This window comes from Nitrososphaerota archaeon, from assembly GCA_016872055.1.
Taxonomy (GTDB): Archaea; Thermoproteota; Nitrososphaeria; order Nitrososphaerales; family Nitrosopumilaceae; genus Nitrosotenuis.
The window spans coordinates 111675-132232 of sequence record VHBH01000001.1 but is presented as its reverse complement, the minus strand read 5'-3'; the positions used below and the strand labels follow the sequence as shown (position 1 = coordinate 132232).

Here is a 20558-nt window from a genome sequence, read left to right as displayed (position 1 = left end):
TTGGTTGCTAGTGGTAAGATGACTCACAATTCAGAAATATGTCAAATCATAATTTGCGATTATTCCAGCAGAAGTAAATCCATGTCTAAACCTAGCTGGTGGCTAAAAAAACACTATCGTAAAAAGACAAGGTATCACAGGATAAACTGTTGGATTCAATGACCGAATGTATGCAGGACAGACAATTTTTCTCTGTTACATCCACATCATTCCAACAAGAAAGGGCGATACGGCTAATCCATAGACGGAATAAGAAACGTAATTCCAAGAAAGCAAAATATCATTAATTCTTAGCGTCGTATTATGACTATGATTCAAGATGAATTAACAAAATACCCTTGATTCATAATCAGGCCTTAAAGTTTTCTTAGATTTACGACAAAACTATAAATCCTTTTTAAAGGTAAATAACGTGTTGTATACTTACAAGAGATACCTCATTTACCTACTTGCATCGCTTGGATTTAGCATAGGAATTCAATTATTGTTCACAGCCATGGGCCTTCCATCATATGTGGGTCTTGGTGTGGCGCTGGCAGTTTTCATTCTCTTGCCACTGTGGATTAGACGAAGCCAAATGAGCAAGATGCGCGGATACGGAGGAGACTCGTCAGGTGGAGGAGGAGGATTCTTTGGATTCAATTCTGAAGGGGGTGGAGGTGGAGTAAAATATGTCTGCCTTACATGCAACCACAAATTCAAGGGTGCCACATGTCCAAGATGCGGCTCCAAAATGAAGCGCGCAGATTTCTAAATGACTCTTGATGCTCTTAGGACAAAGGCAATCTATCAGAATTCAATAGATACTTGGATTGCAGCATGCGAGGAAAAAAATGTAGACTGGTACGAGCCGGAAAATTATAAAAAATTTATCGCCCACCTACTCCAACACGGACTGTCACTCAAAAAATTCCCACTCTGTATAAAGGAAACTGGAGGAATGTACGAGCGTGGAAAAGACAAGACCACATTTGCAGAATCCTTGGCACAACTGACAGATCCTAATGCCGCAGCTTACACAATAAAACTTAACGACAGTGCACTCAAAGTCATCCGCGACTTCACTTCTCAAACTAACGCCTAAGTTTTGGGTTTACCGTGGACTCGAGCGAGTTTCCAATAAATACAAAGGCAAGGCCAGTTATTGCAACCATGACTCCTGGTGGCACAATCCACCACCACAATCCTCTAGCTGCTGCCCCGTGGGATTTGGCATCATGCAGAATTTGGCCCCACGTTGGATATGTTGGGTCTCCTAGACCCAAAAAGCTAAGGCCTGCCTCTGTCGTTATTGCTGCGGGAACAGAAATTGCAATACTCGCAAGCGCATAGGGCATTATCTGCGGAATAATGTGCCTGAAAATAATCTTGGAATCCTTTTGCCCCATTGCCTTTGCAGCGTCTACAAATTGCCGCGTCTTGATTTGCAGTGCCATACTGCGAGAGACTTTGGCGACTCCGACCCATCCAAAAATCATCAAAAATCCGATCATCAAAAATATGCTGTTTGATGTCGTTACTGAAAGAATTATCAAAAATGGCAAGGCGGGGAGCGCATAAATCACATCATTGAAACGCATCATGGACTCGTCAGTCTTTCCTCCCTTGTATCCTGCATAAACCCCAAAAACTAGTCCTGAAATGACGGAGCCGAATGCCACCACAATTCCAATGAACAATGCAACTGGTGTTCCCCAGAGCAGTCCTATTGCCAAATCGCGCCTTAGCTCGTCTGTTCCTGCAAGCCCAAATACTTTGCCGCCAAGCACAATCTTGGAGTCAAAATTGTCTACATCGGATACTGTAATTACAAATTCATATTTCCCTTTTAGTATCTCATATCTGTCTGTTTTTGCAAAGATTATCTCTTTCGCACTAAGTTCCTGGATTGGATATGCAAAATAGTCCGACTGTAGCCTGAGGTTTTTTTTGATGGACTCGTTTGTAGAAAATATCTTATCCAAATAATTTACCTTGTGTTCAGAGTATGGGAGCGATGATGATAACACCTTCAGAGTTATTCCGTCTGGTCGTATCACACTGATTTGGAGAATCGGTGAGCCGGAATATTCTGATTTAAAATTAAGCAAAAACTCGCCTGGAAAATAATCCGATGTATAGTCGGTGTCAAATTTTTGAATAATGGTAGATTCTGTTTGTCCCTGCCTGAGCGTTATGTTTGGGGAATCAAGAATCTTGTGCTCTGGTATTTTTTTGCTCAAAAACCAGTTTACCCATTCTGGCTGGGCAGACTTGGGAAACTCCGTCCACATTGCAGGATTATTCCATTGCTTGTAGGTATCAACAGGTATTGCAAATATAGTAACTGTGGATGCAACTACTAAGCATGAGAGCATGGCAAGGCCTACCAGACCTATCCTGCTTTTTGTAAAACTACCCTTGATTTCGGAATAATCCATCTAACCAGTCCTGATTCTTGGGTCCAAGTACCCGTACAACAAGTCAGAAACAAAGATGCTCACCAAAAAGAACACAGTCAAAACATATGTGGCACCAATTATCACTGGTAAGTCCATTAGCGTGATTGCCTCAAAGTAGAGTCGACCCATACCAGGCCAATCAAAAACTGCCTCTGTGATTATTGCTCCACCCAATGATCCGGATAGGCTTAGAGCGAGAATGGTGACAATTGGCGGCGCCGCGTTCTTAAGTGCGCTACCAAAAATTATTTTGCGTTGCTTGATACCGATTGCCTTTTTTACAAATATGAAATCTTCCTGCATTACTCCTGCCATAAAGTTTCTAACCAAATATGCCCATGTCCCAAATCCGATTAGAACAATTGTGATTATTGGGAGTGTCATGTGGTACAATAACGATGCCACATAGTCTGGGTCTGTTGGCGGAATGAGTGGTGTTGCCCTTGCTGGAAATATTGCATACCAAAATGAAAACGTAAAGATCATGAGGAGTCCAATCCACCAGACGGGAAAACTACTACTGATAATAGCAAACGATGATGTTATCTTGTCTGTCATAGAGCCTATCTTACTTCCGGCTACAGCACCAACCAAAATCCCAATTATTGAAATGATTATTGTGGCAGTTGTAAAAAGAAGAATTGTTCTTGGCATCTTTTCTAGAATTATGTCCCCGACACTGGTGGAGCCAGAGCCGCTAGTCAGAAACGCAGAATGCCCAAAATCCAAAATCAGAATCTTGTACATTGAAATGCCTATTCTGTTTGGCGAATGCCACGGCTCATCTAAACCAAGTGCCTTGGTACGCTTTTCTATCTGGGATTCAATGTACTGATTTAGCTCATCAGTCCCAATAAAGCCAGACATCAACTCCTTATTTTCCACTATTTCTGCTCGGACCTGTATTGCGATTCCCTTTTTTAGTATGGAATCCATATTAGAGCCGACAAGCAAAACCGTCAAAAACAGGGTTGCCATCAAGACTCCAAACAAAACCAGCGCGCGTTTGGCAAAATACCGCTTGATGCCCATCACATCAAACTAGCAAATTTAGCTTAAAATCTTATTTGCCCAATGTCGGTTGATGTCTAGTTGGACCAATAGGTTCGCCATGGCTAACAGCCCCAGAATGACTCCAAGTCTTTGTCTGATTAGGTGGGCTCGTGGCTCCAGTGGTGATTTGCCTCAAATTCATCTATGTTCAAACCTTTGATAGATACTCAAGTATGGCATGTTGGCGTTTCCTGATGGTTGATTGAATTTTCACTCTACCCTCAAATCAAAATCAGATTGTTATTGTTATGTGTCCCAGAGTAAATTATTTGCAGAAAAAACCTACAATGATCGAAATCTATTCTAACGCAGCCGTTCTAAAATACCCATGAGCGCAAGCACAATACGCAAGGCAAAAAAGCTTGTCGATGAGGGAAATGTAATCAAGGTAGAAGATGACATCTTTCAGGTAAGATCATCGTCTGACCCCGAAAAGTCCTATATGGTGACGCCTGACTCGTGCGACTGTCTTGGCTTTAAGAATTTTTACAAGTTTCACCACGGAAAAGGAATCAAAGCAAACTGCTCACACCTAGAAGCCGTGAGAATATTTTTGCAAAAAAACTAGATCTGAATCATTCCATCATCGTTTAGGTGTCACTAGACTTATTCGTAATGACGTTACGTCATCCATTCTTTAGGTCTGGCTATCTCTTGCGGAACTAGATTGGGTTTTTTAGTTCTAGATTGGAACAGGAGAATTTACTTGAAATATTTGTTGATTCTTATGAGGATCAAAACAAAATCCTAATGCAGAAAAATTGTACCTGCAAGTCTGATCATCTAAAAGACTACATATACCCTAAAAGAATGTCATACAATATGAAGACTGCATCAGTCAAAGGGCCCGCTCTTGTTGATGTTACCGAAATAACAAAGCCGCCTGTGGGCGCTGGCGAAATTTTAGTAAAAATGCATTCCTGCGGAATTTGTGGCTCTGACGTGGAAAAGGTATTTGGTAAATACGGTCAACCATCAATGCGGCTAGGACACGAGCCAGCAGGAGTAATAGTCGAAGTCGGCGCCAATGTCGCAGATTTCAAAAAAGGAGACCGAGTCTTTACACATCATCATGTACCGTGTTATTCATGTCATTTGTGTAACCATGGAAATGAGACCATGTGCCAGAAATATTCTGAGACTAATCTGTCCCCATGTGGATTATCAGAGGAATACGTCGTGCCGGAATGGAATGTCTCGCATGGCGGGGTGCTGAAAATACCCGATTCCATGTCATTTGACGAGGCGGCATTGATAGAGCCCCTTGCATGCTGTATTAGGTCCTGGAACAAGTTCAAGTCCCAAAAAGGCGATACTGTGGCGATCTTTGGGGCAGGACCGACCGGCATGATGCATGTGATGCTTGCACAGGCGCAAGAATTCTCCAAAATATTTGCACTCGACATTAATGACTTTAGGCTGGATTATGCAAAATCAATTTGTGCGATTCCTCTTAAGTCAGGCACACCTCAATCGATTCAAAAAATCCTAGAGGAAACAGCAAATCAAGGAGTCGACGTATCGATTGTGGCAACAGGTGCATTGTCTGCGGTAACTGATGCCATAGCGCTCACAAGAAAGGGAGGCACAGTAGTTATGTTCGGTGTCCCATCAAAGGGCGCCACACTAAGTATTGACATGAGTGTTGTTTACTCTAAGGAACTGACAATAGTCACCAGCTATGCGGCATCAGACATGGACACAAAGCAGGCACTCGATCTAATTTCCTCAGGCAAAGTTCCAGCAAAAAAGCTCATCACACATCGATATGCACTGGCAGAATCACAAAAAGCATTTGAGCATGCACATACTGGCCACAATGCCATGAAGATAGTAATAAACGGCTGAAGAAAAGATTAAGAAGGGTCTGGGTAGGTCGGATTTTACAGATATGGATTACGGATTAAAAAGCAGAATAGCAAGCATTCTGAAACCAAACAACGGTAGAGGAGTAATGCTTGCAGTAGATCACGGTTATTTTCTTGGACCAACAGAAAAACTCGAAGTACCAAAAAGAACAATTTCTCCAATTGTGAGATACTGTGACTCTCTGATGGTAACAAGAGGCGTCGTTAGAAGCTCAGTTGATCCAAATTTCCCGGTACCAATAGTGCTTCGAGTCTCAGGTGGCGCAAGCATCATTGGCGAAGACTTGTCCAATGAAGAAATCACAACAAGCATCAAAGACGCAATTAGAATTAACGCAACCGCAGTGACAATGTCTATTTTTGTAGGTGCAAAATATGAGCACAAATCTCTAGTCGGTCTAGGGCATCTGGTAAACGAGGCAGAAGAATATGGCTTACCGGTACTAGCTGTTACAGCAGTTGGAAAAGAACTGGCAAAGCGGGACGCTAGATACCTGTCATTATCATGCAGAATTGCAGCAGAATTTGGTGCACATATGGTTAAGACATATTATTGCGATGACTTTCAAAAAGTAGTCAACTCTTGCCCAGTTCCAATTATAGTAGCTGGTGGACCAAAAATCCCAGAGCGCGAAGCACTAGCCCTGACATACAATTCAATCAAGGCAGGTGCTGCAGGCGTTGATATGGGACGAAATATTTGGCAATCACAATACCCCGTGGCAATGATTAGGGCAGTTCGAGCTATCGTTCACTCTAATTACAACTTGGACCAAGCGTACAAGCTGTTCCAACAACTATCAAAAGGACAACCAATACCACAAAACCGGGGAAACTTTAATCCAAACCAAAATAGAAACCAAAACCGCCCCCAAGTAAACAGACCAAATCCACAAGGAAACAGGCAAAACCAAAACAGAAACCAACTACAAAAACATCCACAACAAAACAGACCAAACAATCAAAATCGACCAAATCAAAAACTAGGACAACTAAATCAAACTAAACCAAATCAAAAACCAAACCAAGGAAAACCACAAAACCAAAACCAACCGCAGAACAAACCTCAGCAAAAACAAGGACAAAAACCACAACAAAAACCACAAAGCAAACCAAACCAAGGAAAACCACAAAACCAAAACAAGCAGCAAAGTAAATCACAACAAAAACCAAACCAACCAAAACCAACACAACAACCAAAACCAGATGCACAACCGGCGACTCCGGCACCAGCAGCTCCAAAATCACAATAAAACTGCATTTTATTTTCAGAGATATCCCATGAATTCAGTATGTTCTTTTGAACACTTTCCTTTGTTTATGTGACTAACTATGTTTTAGATCTTTGACAGATGGATGTGGACTATCTTCCAATTCTCTTTTCTAACTAGGACAAAGGTAGCTCGCCCCTGTATTTCCATGAATTCGCCGGTGTATGCCTTTGTGTCAACTAGCATTCCCTTTTGTGTCAGCTCAAATGCCACCACCGCAACATAGTCAAAGATACTTATCTTTGGATTTCTAATGGAATAATCATAATCTGATATTGAGACAAATCGTAATTCTTGTAATTCAACTGATGTCTTGTAGTCTTTGAGGTCATATGGTGGTAAATCTGAGTATGATGAAAATGCCGGATCATTTAGCTGTATTTCCTGCAACGGTGTTAGGTCTTTGGTCTTGCCTACCTCAAAGAATGTCTCTATAGTTTTGATTATGTCTTCTCTGTCTGACAAGTGATTTTTTTGAGCCTGAGTCAGAGTTTAAGCCTTGGGGTTTGACTGTGCATTACCAAGCAATCTTTATAAGATTAATTTTGTTCGTTAATCTTGAATATGTCATTTAGCTTGACAGCACCATTTGTAGGACTGCTAGTCGAGCTGGTGCTGTAAATTTATACTACAGCGCGCTTTTGTGGTGAATAAATCATGGAAAAAATTTCAGGCGCAAGATCGTTAATCAAAGCATTAGAAAAACAAGGAGTAAAAGAAATCTTCGGGCTACCGGGAGGTGCAAACCTTCCAATGTACGATGAGCTCTACAAGAGCAACATTCGGCATATTCTAGTTAGACATGAGCAATCAGCCGCACACATGGCAGACGGATTTGGAAGAGTCTCAAGACGAGCCGGTGTGTGCTTTGCAACATCAGGCCCTGGCGCTACTAATATCGTGACAGGCCTTGCAACTGCAAACGCAGACTCGTCTCCAATGGTGGCAATAACCGGACAGGTGCCAACTGCAATGATAGGTCGCGATGCTTTCCAGGAAAGCGACATTATTGGAATAGCAAACCCCGTTGTAAAATATTCATTCCAGCCAACCAAGGCAACCGACGTTCCAGAGGTAGTCAAAAAAGGATTCTACATTGCAGAGACAGGAAGACCAGGCGCAGTACTAATCGATATTCCTAAGGACGTTCAAACAAACGAAGCGGAGATTCCATTCCCAGAAGAAGTCAAAATCCGCGGATACCATCCGTGGACTGACCCAGACATTGTCGCAATCGAAAAAGCAATCAAGTTGTTACTATCATCTACAAAGCCAGTAATTCTAGCTGGCGGTGGTGTCATAATATCATCCGCATTTGCGGAATTGCAGTCATTGGCTGAAATGCTAATGATTCCAGTGGTGTCTACATTCAAGGGCAAGGGGGCATTTCCAGAAAACCATACCCTATCTCTAGGTCCTATAGGCATGCACGGACACGCAGAAGCAAACAAGATAATGTCTGAAGCCGACTGTGTGCTGGCAATAGGAACCAGATTCTCTGACAGATCAGTAGGAAGATTTGATGAATTTGAGAAAAATCTCAAAATCATACACCTAGATGTCGACCCGGCAGAAATCGGCAAAAACCAGACAACGAGTGTTGCCATAGTGGGCGATGTCAAGGCATCCTTGAGAATATTTGTCAAATTATTGATGCAGAAGGCATTCAAAAAGACAGAAGAAAACGAATGGCTAAAACACGTAACCGAAGTAAAGCAATACTGGCGAGACAATCTAAAATTACATCCGGGGGAATTAACTGCAGCGAAAATACTACGCAAACTACGTGAGGTAATGCCAGCACAATCTATAGTCACAACAGAGGTAGGCCAGCACCAAATGTGGGCGTCATTATTCTATGATGTAATATCTCCTGGCACTTTCTTTAGCTCAACTGGTCTTGGTACCATGGGTTGGGGTTTCCCAGCAGCAATAGGTGCAAAAGCAGCTAGACCGGACTTGCCAGTAGTGGACATTGCAGGTGATGGCAGCTTTAACATGACGGAAAACTCACTAGCTACATCTGTCCTAGACAATTTACCGGTAATCGTATTTTTGGTAAATAATTACACCCTTGGTATGGTTGCCCAGTGGCAGAGAACTTTCTATGACAGAAGAATGATTGGAGTTGACCAAAAACAATGCCCCGACTATTGCAAGTTAGCAGAATCATATGGGGCGCAGGGAATCAGAGTGGGCGATCTAAATGAGTTAGGCCAAGCAATCAAGGCAGGACTAAAATCTAATGTTGCAACAGTAATTGACATTCCAATCGACCCAGAAGAAGACGTGTTACCGTTTGTGGCACCTGGAACATCACTTAAGGACATGATCCTACCATCCTAGGTGTGTACAATGGTGTGGGCAATACTTTCAATTTTAGTAGAAAACAAACCTGGAATACTATTCAAGGTGACTCACTTGTTTCGCTCCAGAAACTTTAACATTGATTCAATATCTGTTGGTGTGACTCAGAATCCGGAATTTTCAAAGATGACAATTACCACAATAGGCGATGAAAAGCAAATAGAGCAAATTGTAAAGCAACTGGACAAAATGATTGACACAATAGAGGTAAAGCGGTTAGACGACAAAAAAACAGTATTCAGAGAATTGTCGTTGTTTAGAGTCAAAGTGTCAAAACCATCGGATTCCATGGAAATCAACAATATAGCAAACTCTTTTGGTGCCAAGGTTCATGATGCAAGACGCGATTCTATAATGGTAGCACTCACTGCCACGCCTGAGCAGATCAACAATCTTCAAGAATTACTTGCTCCCTATGAAATACTAGACATTGCAAGGACCGGTGTTGCAGCACTACAAAGGGGCGGAGACTGATGCGAGTTAGAATATTTGATACTACATTACGGGATGGAGAGCAAACCCCGGGAGTTGCACTATCCCCAGAAAAAAAGCTAGCAATAGCAAAAAGACTAGATGAATTGGGAGTGGATGCAATCGAGGCAGGCTTTCCAGTAATTTCTGAAGGTGAGCAACAAGGAATCAAACTAATCGCAAAAGCAGGACTGAAAGCCGAGATTTGTGGGCTGGCTAGAACTAACAAAAAAGATATTGATGCAGCAATTGACTGTGGTTTGAAATACATTCACACGTTTATTGCAACATCCGATATTCACTTGCAGTACAAGCTAAAGATGAGTCGAGAGCAGGCACTGGCAAAGGCAATTGAGGCAGTAGAATACGGCAAATCCCACGGATTGAAGGTAGAGTTTTCAGCAGAGGATGCGACAAGAACGGACCGGGCATTTCTAAAGCATGTCTTTGGCGAAGTAGCAAAGGCTGGAGCAGACAGAATAGACATTCCAGATACGGTAGGATATTCCACACCACAATATATTGCAGAAATAACCAGAGATGCAATTATCGCAACCAATCTACCAATATCAGTTCACTGTCACAATGACTTTGGATTAGCAGTTGCAAATGCGATATCTGGTATACAGGCAGGTGCGGCATGCGCACATGTAACAATTAACGGAATTGGAGAGCGGGCAGGAAACGCATCGCTAGAGGAATTCGTAATGGCATTGCAATGCCTACAGTTTGGTGAACAAAAATGGGAAACTGGAATCAACACCAAGCTACTATATGAGACTTCGAAATTTGTATCAAACCTAGTTGGAATCAAGGTCCAACCAAACAAGGCTATAGTGGGCGAGAACGCATTTGGCCACGAATCAGGAATTCATACACATGGTATTTTGAATAATCCCTTGACGTATGAACCAATTAGCCCTGAGCTAGTTGGCAGAACACGCTGGCTCCAAGTAGGAAAGCACGCAGGAATCCACGGAGTCTCCGCAATGCTAGAAGAATATGGTGTGAAACCAAACGAGAACCAGCTAAAGCAAATCCTAGACAAGGTCAAGGCAATAGGCGACCAAGGAAAGCAGGTAACCGAAGTGGAGCTAGTGTCAATTGCAAATGATATCTTATCTGAGCACCCAATCAAAAGAATAGTACAATTGGCGGGATTCTCAGTATCTACTGGTATTGGTACAATGCCGTATGCATTTGTCAAACTAAACATTGATGGCTCTGACTATAGCGGAACCGACTTTGGGGTAGGCCCAGTTGATGCGGCAATCAATGCTATACAGAAGACCACTGGAGAAATAGCAAAGGTGCGAGTAAAAGAATACAAGCTTGATTCCATTTCTGGTGGAGCAGACGCACTATGTGAGGTTACAATAAAAGTAGAGGATGCATACGGAAATGTAGCGTCTGCAAAGTCCATTGGTGAGGATATCGTCACAACAAGCGTCCAGGCAGTAATAGAGGGAATAAACCGAATCATGTTCAAAAACACGCTAAAGCAGAAAAAGCTGGGTTAGCCATGTACAAGATTTCATTAATCACCGGAGACGGCATAGGCCCTGAATTATCCGAATCTGTCATTTCTGTTTTGAATATAATCCATGACAAGCTGGATGTAAAATTCGACATTCAGAAATCACTTGCAGGCGACATTGCCCTAAAACAATACGGAAAAGCATTACCGGATCAAACTTTGGAATCAATCAAAAAGTCAGATGTTTGCATGAAGGCGCCAGTTGGAGAATCAGCTGCAGATGTTATAGTGGTATTGCGCAGAATACTGGACCTGTATGCAAATATTCGCCCTGCAAAGTCGTATCCTGGCATGAATGCACTAAAAGACAACATCGATATGGTAATAGTTCGCGAAAATACAGAGGACTTGTATACTGGACAAGAATTTGAAACGTCAGGTGCCGCAGTGGCATTTAGGATTATTTCGGAGAAGGCGTCTGAGAAGATTGCAAAATATGCATTTGAAACAGCTAGGATTAGAAATGGCAAAAAAAGAGTAACATGTGTTCATAAATCAAATGTTATGAGAAAGACGGATGGATTATTTTCTAGGGTTTGCGCAGATGTCGCAAAATCCTATCCTGACATACAATTTGATCAAATGTATGTCGATGCATGCGCAATGAATCTAATTCGAAAACCAGAGACATTTGATGTCATTGTAACCACTAATTTATTTGGCGACATTTTATCTGATGAGTCATCTGAGGTAGTAGGTGGATTGGGAATGGCGCCAGCTGCAAACATCGGTGATAATTTTGCACTATTTGAACCAGTTCATGGTGCGGCATTTGATATTGCAGGAAAAGGAATTGCAAATCCGTCTTCATTTATACTATCCTCAAAAATGATGCTGGAATGGCTAGGAAAAAAATACAATGATTCGAAGTGCTTTGTTGTGGCAAAAAAGTTAGAGTCTGCAGTATATGGGGTTGTAAATAAAGGAATCAAGACACAGGATATTGGTGGAACAAAGACAACATCAGAATTTACAAAAGAAATTATCTCGTTACTACGATAGATTCGGTTCAAATTTGGATCCGTGCACATTAGTGAGGGGAGTATAGTTATGAGGTTAGATTTTGCACATTTCTATTCTAAATAGAACCATTACCAATGTTATGCGTGGATGCACTATACACTAGGATTAGCAGGCCTGACCCAAACTCGGAGAGCAAGTCCTACAATGATCATACCCTGTCGAAAAACACAATATACTGCTGTACTGCATTTGAAGAGTTTTGTAAAATGTTCCCTAGTTGGAGCTATGAATTGGGGCGATTCACAATAGTAAACACAATATCGTATGACGGCACGACGCAAACTCCAATTAGTCACTGTCCTTTCTGTGGCAAAAAAATTAAGTATAAGCTAAGAAAGGTCTAGAAGATCTGGCACTCGCATGCCCTAGAGTAGAAATATTTTTCAAATACGTCCTCAAATTCCCTATTTTGTGGGCACACTTACGAAAACTCAACTGTATCACCATTAATTCATTAGATATAACATTGCACTACATTGTTAAGTGGTATAGTATAGTCTATGTAATGACAGGATTTTTGGCAAAATGCCGTAACTGCAAAACCGAATTTACCATCCCTGATATGGGACCTTGCACGGATTTGGAATTTCAATCCTATATCAAAGATTCCGGTTTTGTGTGCAAGTGCGCAAAAAACGACTGGGAACTAGTACAATAGAATAACGCGAGCTTTTTTTATGCAATGACTGTGTATCATAATCTATGGTTTTTGCCTATATTGGAATTGGAATTGCAATACTAGTTGCCATATTTCTCCTCAAAAAGATACTTTTCCCATCAAACTCATTTGAGATGTTTTGCCAAAAATGTGGCACAAAGACAGACGGCCTCAAATGCTCACGGTGCACAAACCGCTCAAACAAGTATAGTTGGAGATAGTTTAGAAAAAAACAAAAAGTTTAGGGAGTGACATAGTCAGCTCTTGCGTGAACTCTTTGCATGTATTGGCTGTCTGTTATTGCGGGCCTCATGTAAGAGAACTTTATGCTCTCACCAGGGCTTGATTTGCAGTCAGCCACCAATATTGGGTATCCGTTGCTTCCATCAACCACACAACCCTTTTCAGTTACTGCAATTACGGTTGCAGTCTCTGTGACACTGACTGGGAGCCAGTGTGCTATTGGAGCTATGGTAGTCAATACCAGTACGGAAAACACAGCGACACCGAGTGCAGTGAAAAGCACTCGAGGAGTCACTAGTTTTAGAACTCGTGTTTGCATGTTTTTCTCCTCGGTCAATAATACGTTATTTTTACATTAAAACCAAGTGGAGAAATAATCTTCTAGTGCTAATTTTTCTAAAAATACAAAACTAGAAATTATCCAATCTGCATCAACGCAAAGATTATTTTACATCAGATGACGGGGGATTGCGCGACCAAAAAAACATCATCAGACATAATGGTATCATGCATACTACACCAGCAATGACAAACACCACATAGTATCCCGTGTGCAGGCCTGGAATCAGTGGCCCTGGAAACACTGCATAAAACCAAATGAATGCGACAAAGCCCACTATGAGCTTATTTCTTCTGATTATTTGCTTCCATGACAGCTTAGCCTTTCCGATGTAGCACTTTTTGCAGCGGGTTCTGTCATCGGTCATGCATGAGGTACAAGATGTTTTTCCGCAAAAGTAACACTTTCTGTCGCCGAATGGAGAATTACAAAATTCACAGATACCCAATTACACCAATTGAACTTTGTACCTTATTACTTTTTTCTATAATTTTCATGGCTCAATAACTTGTAATATTAATTCGCAAAGTGACTTGATAATACACCAGCAGATTTAACAATGTAGAAGATGCAATAGGTGACATCCGTTCACAAAGAAATGTAATGAAGGATGAAGGAATGATTGAAGATTGTAAATGTATATAGATTATCTAGAAAAGATCTCAGAAGATTCAATCAGTGCGATTGTGATATTTTAGAAATACGAGGGGTATCTCTAAATGTATCACTTGTACGTCAATAATTAAGATTTTTACACAGACAAAAATAATTCCATCTGAATGACTCATAAACTCACGAGGTTCTGGTTTTGACAGATATGTCTTCTAGAACTATGTCCACACAAATTTTCGTTATTGTAAAATTACTAAATAATGATCTAATTTTGATAATCAAAGATTTCAATTATGAATTTAAATTATGGCGATAATCTATCTGGGTCGCGAGGATACAGCACTACTTCGCGGACATTGTCCGTTCCAACTATCACAGTCATCAGTCTATCTAGTCCCATTCCACATCCAGAGTGAGGCGGCATGCCCCAGTCAAACGCACGCAAGTGATCCTCAAATGTTGCAGTGTCCAGTCCCTGCTCTGCTATTCTGGATTTGAGCATGGCAGGATCGTGCAGTCTTCTACCTCCAGATGACAGCTCCAAATGCCCAAACTGCAAATCAAATGAGCGTGAAACCTTGGGGTCGTCATCTTTTGGATGGATATAGAACGGCTTTAGCGCCATAGGCCAGTCAAGCAAAAAGAACAGTCCTGGATGGGACTCGCCAACCAATCTTAGATGAGAATCCAATAGATCATCTCCCCATTTCAAATCGACTCCTTTGGTTTTGAGCTCATCAATTAATTGCGAGTATGTTATTCTATCAAATGGTGTTTTAGGAACTTCCAACTTTCTCTCCAATATGACAAGCTCTTTTTGGCAGTTTGCAATGACATCGCGAAATACCTGCATCACCAGATCCTCTAGGATCTGTATGACATCGGTATAGTCAATGAATGCGGCCTCCAAATCGATTGATGTAAATTCTGATAGGTGTCGACCTGTATGGGATTTTTCTGCTCTGTAAAATGCCGCAATCTCAAATACGCGTTCTAATCCAATAGTCATCTGTTCTTTGTATAGTTGTGGTGATTGAGCAAGGTAAGCTTTTTTTCCAAAATATTCCAATGAAAACAGGTTGGCACCACCTTCACTTGCACTACCAATTATTTTCGGCGTTGTAATTTCGATGAATTTTTTCTCCAAGAATGTCTTTCGCAGTGACGCCAAAACAGCAGAGCGAATCTTGAATATTGCGGCGACTCGCTGGTTTCGCAAGTCAAGTGCACGAGCATTTAGTCGATTGTCAATGTTTGACTCCAACCTTCCAATTGGGTCTATTGGTAATGGGTGGATCGCCCTGGTTAAAATGTCGATTGCCTCGGCCTTAATCTCATACGCAAAGTCACGCGCCTTTGTTGCTTGCACTATTCCCTGTACCATTACTACGGTCTGGCGAGTCATGTCCTCAGGCAGTGTAATGTCTTTGACTATTACTTGTGCTAGACCAGTTACATCTCGCACGGTGAGAAACGACATTTTGCCCAGTTTACGTAGGTCTTCTATCCAACCGCCAATTACTATCTGCTTTCCTTCTAGCGATATTGATATGGATTCAATGTCGTGCGTTTTTTTAAACTTCATTTCTTTTCCTCAAATTCTATTACAATATCCAACTGGCGCAGCTCTTTTACAATCTTTGCCACCTGCTCTGTGTCAATTGGGAATCGGCTGGTTCGTTTGCCAGACACAATTACCTTTGTTTTCTGTAGGCCTCCAGGTACCCAAACAGCGTTAATTGACAATAGCTTGGCAGGAAAGAACAAGTCCTCTATGAATTTCCTGTCAGATGCCTCCGATTCCACAAGCCAGACCTTACCTGAAAACTCGCTAGATATTGTCCGGTATAATGTGCGGCTCTTTCTTGTAGCGTCAATATCATGCTTTGATAAATACAAAACATGATTCAACATAACTTGCCGACACGAATTCATTGAGAATTTCTCTATTTCCGGAATTGTCTTGGCAAGCTTGGCAAGCTTCATTGACGCGTCAACGTCTGCCTGCGTGAGAAGACCAGATTCCAGCTTCGACTCGCATTGTGGACAGAGAACCGAGTTTTTTGCATCAAAGACACAGATGGGTACTTGCAACATTCCAAGTCAAAAATAAAACAAAGTTAAATGTTGCCCTTGGCTCAACGATCCATGAGTTTTCTTTCAATACAAAATCTAAATGCAGTATATCCTACTGAACAAGGGCCGGTTAGGGCGGTGCAGGATGTCTCTTTTTCTATCAATCCGGGTGAGTCAGTGGGAATAGTAGGCGAGAGCGCATGCGGCAAAAGCACGCTTGGACTATCCATAATCAGGACTATTCCTGGAGGCAAAATTGAGTCAGGTAATATTACTCTAGAAGGCAAATCCATTTTGGATCTGTCCGAATCCGAGTTTGACTCAGAATATCGTTGGAAGAAAATCGCTATGATATTCCAGGGGGCAATGAACTCGCTGGACCCAGTTTATACAATATCGCAGCAATTCTCATTCATTCAAAGACAACACCAATCCGATGATAAAGAAATAATCGATTCATTATTGTCTAAAGTCGGCCTCGACGAATCCATACTGACAAAATACCCACACGAACTCTCAGGTGGGATGAAGCAGAGAATAGTGATAGCAATGGCGTTACTACTAAAACCAAAAATAGTCATTGCTGATGAGCCAACAACTGCACTGGATGTTTTGGTTCAGTCCCAAATTCTAAATCTGTTTAAGTCGCTAAAAAAGCAAGGAGTCTCCTTTGTTGTAATATCACATGACCTGGCGGTTATATCCGAGGTCTGCGAAAAAATAGGAATCATGTATGCGGGGCAGATGGTAGAGTTTGGAACAGCGCAGCAAATTATACAAAATCCAAATCATCCATACACGCAGGCGCTAATCAAATCTATCCCAAGGATGAACGATTTACAAAAGCCACAATACATCACGGGATCCCCCCCAGGACTAGTAAACCCGAAATCTGGATGCCGGTTCGCATCAAGGTGCAATCGTGTAATGGACAAGTGTACCTTGGACCCAAAATATACCAAGACCCAATCAGGATACGTGCAGTGCTGGCTCTACGAGTAATTTTTCACAATAGGCAAGCACGAGTCAATAATTCGGAGCATCTCTGTTCGTATGACTTTTTTGTCGATTGAAACCCAAACTCGATGCTTTCCCACCGCAAACGATATTGTCTGGATTCTTCTGCGCTCCTCCCACACGAACTGTACCTCGCCCAAACTCTTATCAAATTTTGCCTCCATGTCTGTTTTTATGGCAATATGCGCAAACTGGTTTTTTGTAGCCGTAGAATCCAATAATGGCGTCATGCCCTCTCTCATCTTGTATGCCAACAATTCCCCAGTCGTGTTTATTATTCCAACAAACCGGACGTAAGGGCTAATTGCGGAAATCTTATTGCAGATTTCTTCCAGCTTTTTTGCAGCCATTTTCTGTTGGTATTGGTTTATTCTATTTTAAGCTCGTGGTGGTATAATGGCTTAATAATCATCTGTCGTTTCCAAGTTCGTGGATTTATCAACCATTTTTCCATTTGCCGACGAGATTGGCTATTTGGGCCTGGCACTGGTAAGCTTTTTTGGTTCACTCATCCCTTTTGTTCCGCTACCTTCTTTCATATTATTAGCTACAATGTCTGCTGGTGATAAGTTCAACATACATTATTTGGTGTTAATTGCGGCGATAACATCTACTGTCGCAAAGCAGATCATATTTCTGATATCATATGAAGGACGAAGAATAATAACGGAAAAGACAAGAAAAAGAATGAGGCCATTTGAGAGACTAGTCAAGCGTTACGGGGCAGCAGCCGCATTTGTAGCTGCCGCTACTCCAATTCCAGATGATCTCATCTATATTCCCCTAGGTCTTGCAAAATACAACCCTCTAAGATTTTTCATCTCTACTTTGATTGGTAAAATAATTTTGTGCTATATCATAGTGCTGATATCACATTATTTTGGAATGAACCATGTCGACCCGTTTCTGGAGGACATAGAGGATCCGACCATAATCTATGTAGGATTTGGCGTGTTTGTAGCAGTAACAACAGGCTCAGTGCTATTGGTCTTACGCCTAAATTGGGAAAAAATCCTTGGCAGGTTCGCACCATGGACTATACAAAAAGACGATGACTAGTCCTAAAGTTCCATTTCTTATCCACACCTAGTCGAATCCCGATTCTAGGCGACGCAATTATTCTGTCCGGCGTAACTCCTTCGGTGATGTATAATTTTGATGATCTTACCAAGTCTTCGCCGTACTGCTTTTTTGTAATGTCTAGCGCTATTGTGAGTTTACCAGGACCGCTTGTCAGATTTGTAATCTTGTCGGTCTTTCTGTTTTTTATCATGGTGTCAATTCCAGTCTTTGGCTGTAATCCGCGAATCAAGACTGCACCTGCTCGATGCTTTTGGCTTCTTGCCACAACATTGAGACAATGATACATTCCGTATGTAAAATACACGTAGGTACATCCGACGTTTCCAAACATTGCCTGGTTTCTAGGAGTGATTCCTCTATATGCATGGCTTGCAGGGTCATCCGCTTGGCGGTAGGCTTCAGTCTCTGTAATTATGCCTGATACTGTGGTTTTTCCTATTTTGCGCACCAGAACTTTGCCTAGGAGGTTCCTTGCGACATCTACTGTGTCTTGCTCGTAGAATTTTCGTGCTAGTATCATTTTACTAGTTTTGCAAGTGTTGCAATGTCTGACTCAAATATTGCGGCCAATTCTTGGTTGTAAATCATTGCCGCAGGGTGAAACGTCAGAAAATATTTTTTGCCATCTTTTTCTATAATCTTGCCTCTGTTCTTTGTTATTTCTCCCTGCCCAAAGACAGACTTGCTTGCGGTGTTGCCCAATACGCAGATTATCTCCGGATTCATTACTTCTATCTCTGCATCAAGATATGCTCTGCATGATTCCCGCTCGGATTCATTTGGAACCCGGTTACTTGGCGGGCGGCACTTGACCACGTTTGTAATATATACAGAATCTCGCAAAATCCCATTTTTTGCAAGTGCATCGGCTAGTTTCTTTCCTGCCGAGCCCACAAACGGCTCGCCTCTTATGTCTTCCATTCTTCCAGGTGCTTCACCAATGAATACAATTTTGGCACTTGGATTTCCCTTTCCTGGAACTGCATTGGTACGAGTCTTGCATAGTTCACATTTGGTGCAAGAAATTACCTGATCCCTAATTTCAGAAATATTCATCCCGCGCTCCTAATTGTTGCCACGCCACGTATTGTAGGTCCTCCGTTTCCCATTTTCATTTGCTGCATTGGATCTCCTTTGCCACAGTTGGTGATTGGGCGTATGGTAAAGTCATCACCACATGCGTCAATTGACGAGAAAAATTCTGGAGCAGTTCCTACTATAATGATATCACGCAACAATTCCTTTACCTCTCCATTCTCAATTCTGTTTGCATATTGGGCAGAAATGCTCCAGTTGTGGCGTTTCATGTCTATTGACGGCACTTTCATGTTTGATATAAGATACCCATGTTTGACTTCCTTGATAATTTCCTGGGGGCTCCATTCTCCCGGTTCTATACATGTACATGACATTCTAATCAACGGCATGAACTGATATGATGTTGCCCGCATAGAGCCAGTCGGCTCCACCCCAAAGATCTCTGCAGTTTCTCGGCTGTGCATGTGGTTTACTAGGGTGCCATTATGAACTAGTCTTGTTCTTTTTGTCTTTACCCCCTCGTCATCAAATGCAAATTGGCCAAGGCTTGCCATTGTGGGATCATCAATTACATTTAGGGTATCAGAGCCGATTTTTTGCCCCAGCTTTCCTGCCCACCACGCACCTCCTGCCCAAGCCATCTCCTTTCCAAGGATTCTATCTGCTTCTGATGGATGCCCTAAAATCTCGTGCGTAAGCAGTGCAACAAAGTCGGGATTCATCACAAGTGTTGCCTTTTCCTCCTTCGGCGCCTTGGCGTCTAGGAGCTGGACTACCTTGTCCGATATCTCTTTTGCAGATTTTGTTGCATCGCTGATCTTTTCAAGCCCGCCGCGCCCACCTTCAGTAATGTTGATTGATTGTGTTATGTTCTGTCGAGCAGTCACCGTTAGGTCTATTGTACAATCCATATAGTTTTGAGTAATTATGACTCCTTCGCTGCTTTCAAAATTCTTTTCAGTAAAGATTGACTGTGCAAAGATCTGTCTTTTTGTAATTTTCTTATTTTCCTTCATTATGCTGTCGCATTCAAATGCTAATCTTGTCAAGTCTTCGATTTCCGGTTTTTTAGTAATCGTAAATTCTATTGTTTTTTTATTTGTTGGTATGTTTGCAAGTTTTACTTTGTTCTTTTTTGATGTGGCCTTTGCTGCCTTTATTGCAGAAATTATACCATCATTTACTTTTCCATCATCGGTTGTGGCAAAAAATCCCCAAGCACCATCATAGAGAATTCTGATTCCTATCCCTCTGTCAAATTTTATTTGGGACTGTTCCAGATGTCCAGTCTCCACTACGATTCCTTGCTTTTTACTCCGCTCTGATCTGACATCGCAGTATGTTGCGCCATGCTCTAGCGCAATTTTGATTGCATTTTGACATTCCACGATTTTTTGAGATGTTGCTTATTGTTATTTGTTGCCTGAAATCACCGGCATAGTGTAAAAGTATTCATCCTC

At 41.8% G+C, this 20558-nt stretch carries 24 protein-coding genes; 13 read left to right on the top strand and 11 right to left on the bottom strand.

The window, feature by feature from the left end:
- Nucleotides 1-415: 415 nt before the first annotated feature.
- Together FJ354_00750 and FJ354_00745 are read left to right on the top strand one after the other, a co-directional pair.
- Nucleotides 416-754 carry a hypothetical protein gene (locus FJ354_00750; GenBank protein ID MBM3905201.1) on the top strand — a complete coding sequence of 113 codons (339 nt, stop codon included), beginning with the start codon at nucleotides 416-418 and terminating at the stop codon, nucleotides 752-754.
- Nucleotides 755-1084: a hypothetical protein gene (locus FJ354_00745; protein MBM3905200.1), complete on the top strand. Its 330-nt coding sequence runs from the start codon at nucleotides 755-757 to the stop codon at nucleotides 1082-1084. It begins immediately after the preceding gene.
- Here the strand turns inward: FJ354_00745 and FJ354_00740 are convergent.
- Together FJ354_00740 and FJ354_00735 are read right to left on the bottom strand one after the other, a co-directional pair.
- Nucleotides 1074-2420 (bottom strand): ABC transporter permease subunit, encoded by a 1347-nt coding sequence (locus tag FJ354_00740; protein MBM3905199.1) that lies wholly within the window; start codon nucleotides 2418-2420, stop codon nucleotides 1074-1076. The genes FJ354_00745 and FJ354_00740 overlap by 11 nt on opposite strands.
- Nucleotides 2421-3467: an ABC transporter permease gene (locus FJ354_00735; protein MBM3905198.1), complete on the bottom strand. Its 1047-nt coding sequence runs from the start codon at nucleotides 3465-3467 to the stop codon at nucleotides 2421-2423.
- Between the two features lie 355 nt (nucleotides 3468-3822).
- Here FJ354_00735 and FJ354_00730 point away from each other — a divergent pair, with 355 nt between their 5' ends.
- From FJ354_00730 to lsrF, 3 genes are all read left to right on the top strand, one after another.
- Nucleotides 3823-4062 (top strand): hypothetical protein, encoded by a 240-nt coding sequence (locus FJ354_00730; protein MBM3905197.1) that lies wholly within the window; start codon nucleotides 3823-3825, stop codon nucleotides 4060-4062.
- A gap of 254 nt (nucleotides 4063-4316) precedes the next feature.
- Nucleotides 4317-5342: a zinc-binding dehydrogenase gene (locus FJ354_00725; GenBank protein MBM3905196.1), complete on the top strand. Its 1026-nt coding sequence runs from the start codon at nucleotides 4317-4319 to the stop codon at nucleotides 5340-5342.
- Between the two features lie 43 nt (nucleotides 5343-5385).
- Nucleotides 5386-6615: a 3-hydroxy-5-phosphonooxypentane-2,4-dione thiolase gene (gene lsrF / locus FJ354_00720; protein ID MBM3905195.1), complete on the top strand. Its 1230-nt coding sequence runs from the start codon at nucleotides 5386-5388 to the stop codon at nucleotides 6613-6615.
- A gap of 84 nt (nucleotides 6616-6699) precedes the next feature.
- Here lsrF and FJ354_00715 read toward each other — a convergent pair whose 3' ends face one another.
- Entirely contained in the window at nucleotides 6700-7098 is a 399-nt protein-coding gene (locus FJ354_00715) for a nuclear transport factor 2 family protein (protein ID MBM3905194.1), read from the bottom strand.
- A 192-nt stretch (nucleotides 7099-7290) separates the two neighbouring features.
- Between FJ354_00715 and ilvB the strand changes: the two genes are divergently transcribed.
- The 6 genes from ilvB (at nucleotide 7291) to FJ354_00685 (ending at nucleotide 12910) form a co-directional block, all read left to right on the top strand.
- Nucleotides 7291-8979: a biosynthetic-type acetolactate synthase large subunit gene (ilvB, locus tag FJ354_00710; GenBank protein ID MBM3905193.1), complete on the top strand. Its 1689-nt coding sequence runs from the start codon at nucleotides 7291-7293 to the stop codon at nucleotides 8977-8979.
- A gap of 12 nt (nucleotides 8980-8991) precedes the next feature.
- Nucleotides 8992-9474, top strand: coding sequence for an acetolactate synthase small subunit (ilvN, locus tag FJ354_00705; protein MBM3905192.1), 483 nt, complete (start codon nucleotides 8992-8994; stop codon nucleotides 9472-9474).
- Nucleotides 9474-10991, top strand: coding sequence for a 2-isopropylmalate synthase (locus FJ354_00700; GenBank protein MBM3905191.1), 1518 nt, complete (start codon nucleotides 9474-9476; stop codon nucleotides 10989-10991). Before ilvN ends, FJ354_00700 begins: the two co-directional genes overlap by 1 nt.
- Before the next feature lie 2 nt (nucleotides 10992-10993).
- Nucleotides 10994-12010: an isocitrate/isopropylmalate dehydrogenase family protein gene (locus FJ354_00695; GenBank protein ID MBM3905190.1), complete on the top strand. Its 1017-nt coding sequence runs from the start codon at nucleotides 10994-10996 to the stop codon at nucleotides 12008-12010.
- Between the two features lie 95 nt (nucleotides 12011-12105).
- Nucleotides 12106-12375: a hypothetical protein gene (locus FJ354_00690; GenBank protein ID MBM3905189.1), complete on the top strand. Its 270-nt coding sequence runs from the start codon at nucleotides 12106-12108 to the stop codon at nucleotides 12373-12375.
- 358 nt (nucleotides 12376-12733) lie between these two features.
- Nucleotides 12734-12910 (top strand): class I SAM-dependent methyltransferase, encoded by a 177-nt coding sequence (locus FJ354_00685; protein ID MBM3905188.1) that lies wholly within the window; start codon nucleotides 12734-12736, stop codon nucleotides 12908-12910.
- 20 nt (nucleotides 12911-12930) lie between these two features.
- Here the strand turns inward: FJ354_00685 and FJ354_00680 are convergent, their stop codons facing one another.
- The 4 genes from FJ354_00680 to FJ354_00665 all read right to left on the bottom strand — a co-directional run bounded on the left by FJ354_00680 (nucleotide 12931) and on the right by FJ354_00665 (nucleotide 15978).
- Nucleotides 12931-13251, bottom strand: coding sequence for a hypothetical protein (locus FJ354_00680; GenBank protein MBM3905187.1), 321 nt, complete (start codon nucleotides 13249-13251; stop codon nucleotides 12931-12933).
- 124 nt (nucleotides 13252-13375) lie between these two features.
- Entirely contained in the window at nucleotides 13376-13639 is a 264-nt protein-coding gene (locus FJ354_00675; GenBank protein MBM3905186.1) for a hypothetical protein, read from the bottom strand.
- A gap of 549 nt (nucleotides 13640-14188) precedes the next feature.
- Nucleotides 14189-15469 carry an aspartate--tRNA(Asn) ligase gene (gene aspS / locus FJ354_00670; protein ID MBM3905185.1) on the bottom strand — a complete coding sequence of 427 codons (1281 nt, stop codon included), beginning with the start codon at nucleotides 15467-15469 and terminating at the stop codon, nucleotides 14189-14191.
- Complete coding sequence (locus tag FJ354_00665) at nucleotides 15466-15978, bottom strand: transcription elongation factor NusA (GenBank protein MBM3905184.1); 513 nt, start codon at nucleotides 15976-15978, stop codon at nucleotides 15466-15468. Before FJ354_00665 ends, aspS begins: the two co-directional genes overlap by 4 nt.
- A gap of 54 nt (nucleotides 15979-16032) precedes the next feature.
- Between FJ354_00665 and FJ354_00660 the strand changes: the two genes are divergently transcribed.
- Nucleotides 16033-16962: an ABC transporter ATP-binding protein gene (locus tag FJ354_00660; GenBank protein MBM3905183.1), complete on the top strand. Its 930-nt coding sequence runs from the start codon at nucleotides 16033-16035 to the stop codon at nucleotides 16960-16962.
- Here FJ354_00660 and FJ354_00655 read toward each other — a convergent pair.
- Nucleotides 16953-17327, bottom strand: a complete 375-nt coding sequence (locus FJ354_00655) for a hypothetical protein (GenBank protein ID MBM3905182.1) — start codon at nucleotides 17325-17327, stop codon at nucleotides 16953-16955. The genes FJ354_00660 and FJ354_00655 overlap by 10 nt on opposite strands.
- A 79-nt stretch (nucleotides 17328-17406) precedes the next feature.
- On the opposite strand from FJ354_00655, the gene FJ354_00650 reads away from it, so the two are divergent.
- Complete coding sequence (locus tag FJ354_00650) at nucleotides 17407-18036, top strand: DedA family protein (protein MBM3905181.1); 630 nt, start codon at nucleotides 17407-17409, stop codon at nucleotides 18034-18036.
- Here the strand turns inward: FJ354_00650 and FJ354_00645 are convergent.
- The 3 genes from FJ354_00645 to FJ354_00635 are packed head-to-tail and all read right to left on the bottom strand — an operon-like array spanning nucleotide 18014 to nucleotide 20489.
- The gene (locus FJ354_00645; GenBank protein MBM3905180.1) at nucleotides 18014-18580 is read right to left on the bottom strand and encodes a DNA-3-methyladenine glycosylase; all 567 of its coding nucleotides are present in this window, start codon (nucleotides 18578-18580) and stop codon (nucleotides 18014-18016) included. The genes FJ354_00650 and FJ354_00645 overlap by 23 nt on opposite strands.
- A complete protein-coding gene (locus tag FJ354_00640) occupies nucleotides 18577-19116 on the bottom strand; it encodes a uracil-DNA glycosylase (protein MBM3905179.1) in 540 nt (179 codons plus the stop codon). Before FJ354_00640 ends, FJ354_00645 begins: the two co-directional genes overlap by 4 nt.
- Complete coding sequence (locus tag FJ354_00635) at nucleotides 19113-20489, bottom strand: TldD/PmbA family protein (protein ID MBM3905178.1); 1377 nt, start codon at nucleotides 20487-20489, stop codon at nucleotides 19113-19115. Before FJ354_00635 ends, FJ354_00640 begins: the two co-directional genes overlap by 4 nt.
- Between the last annotated feature and the right edge of the window lie 69 nt (nucleotides 20490-20558).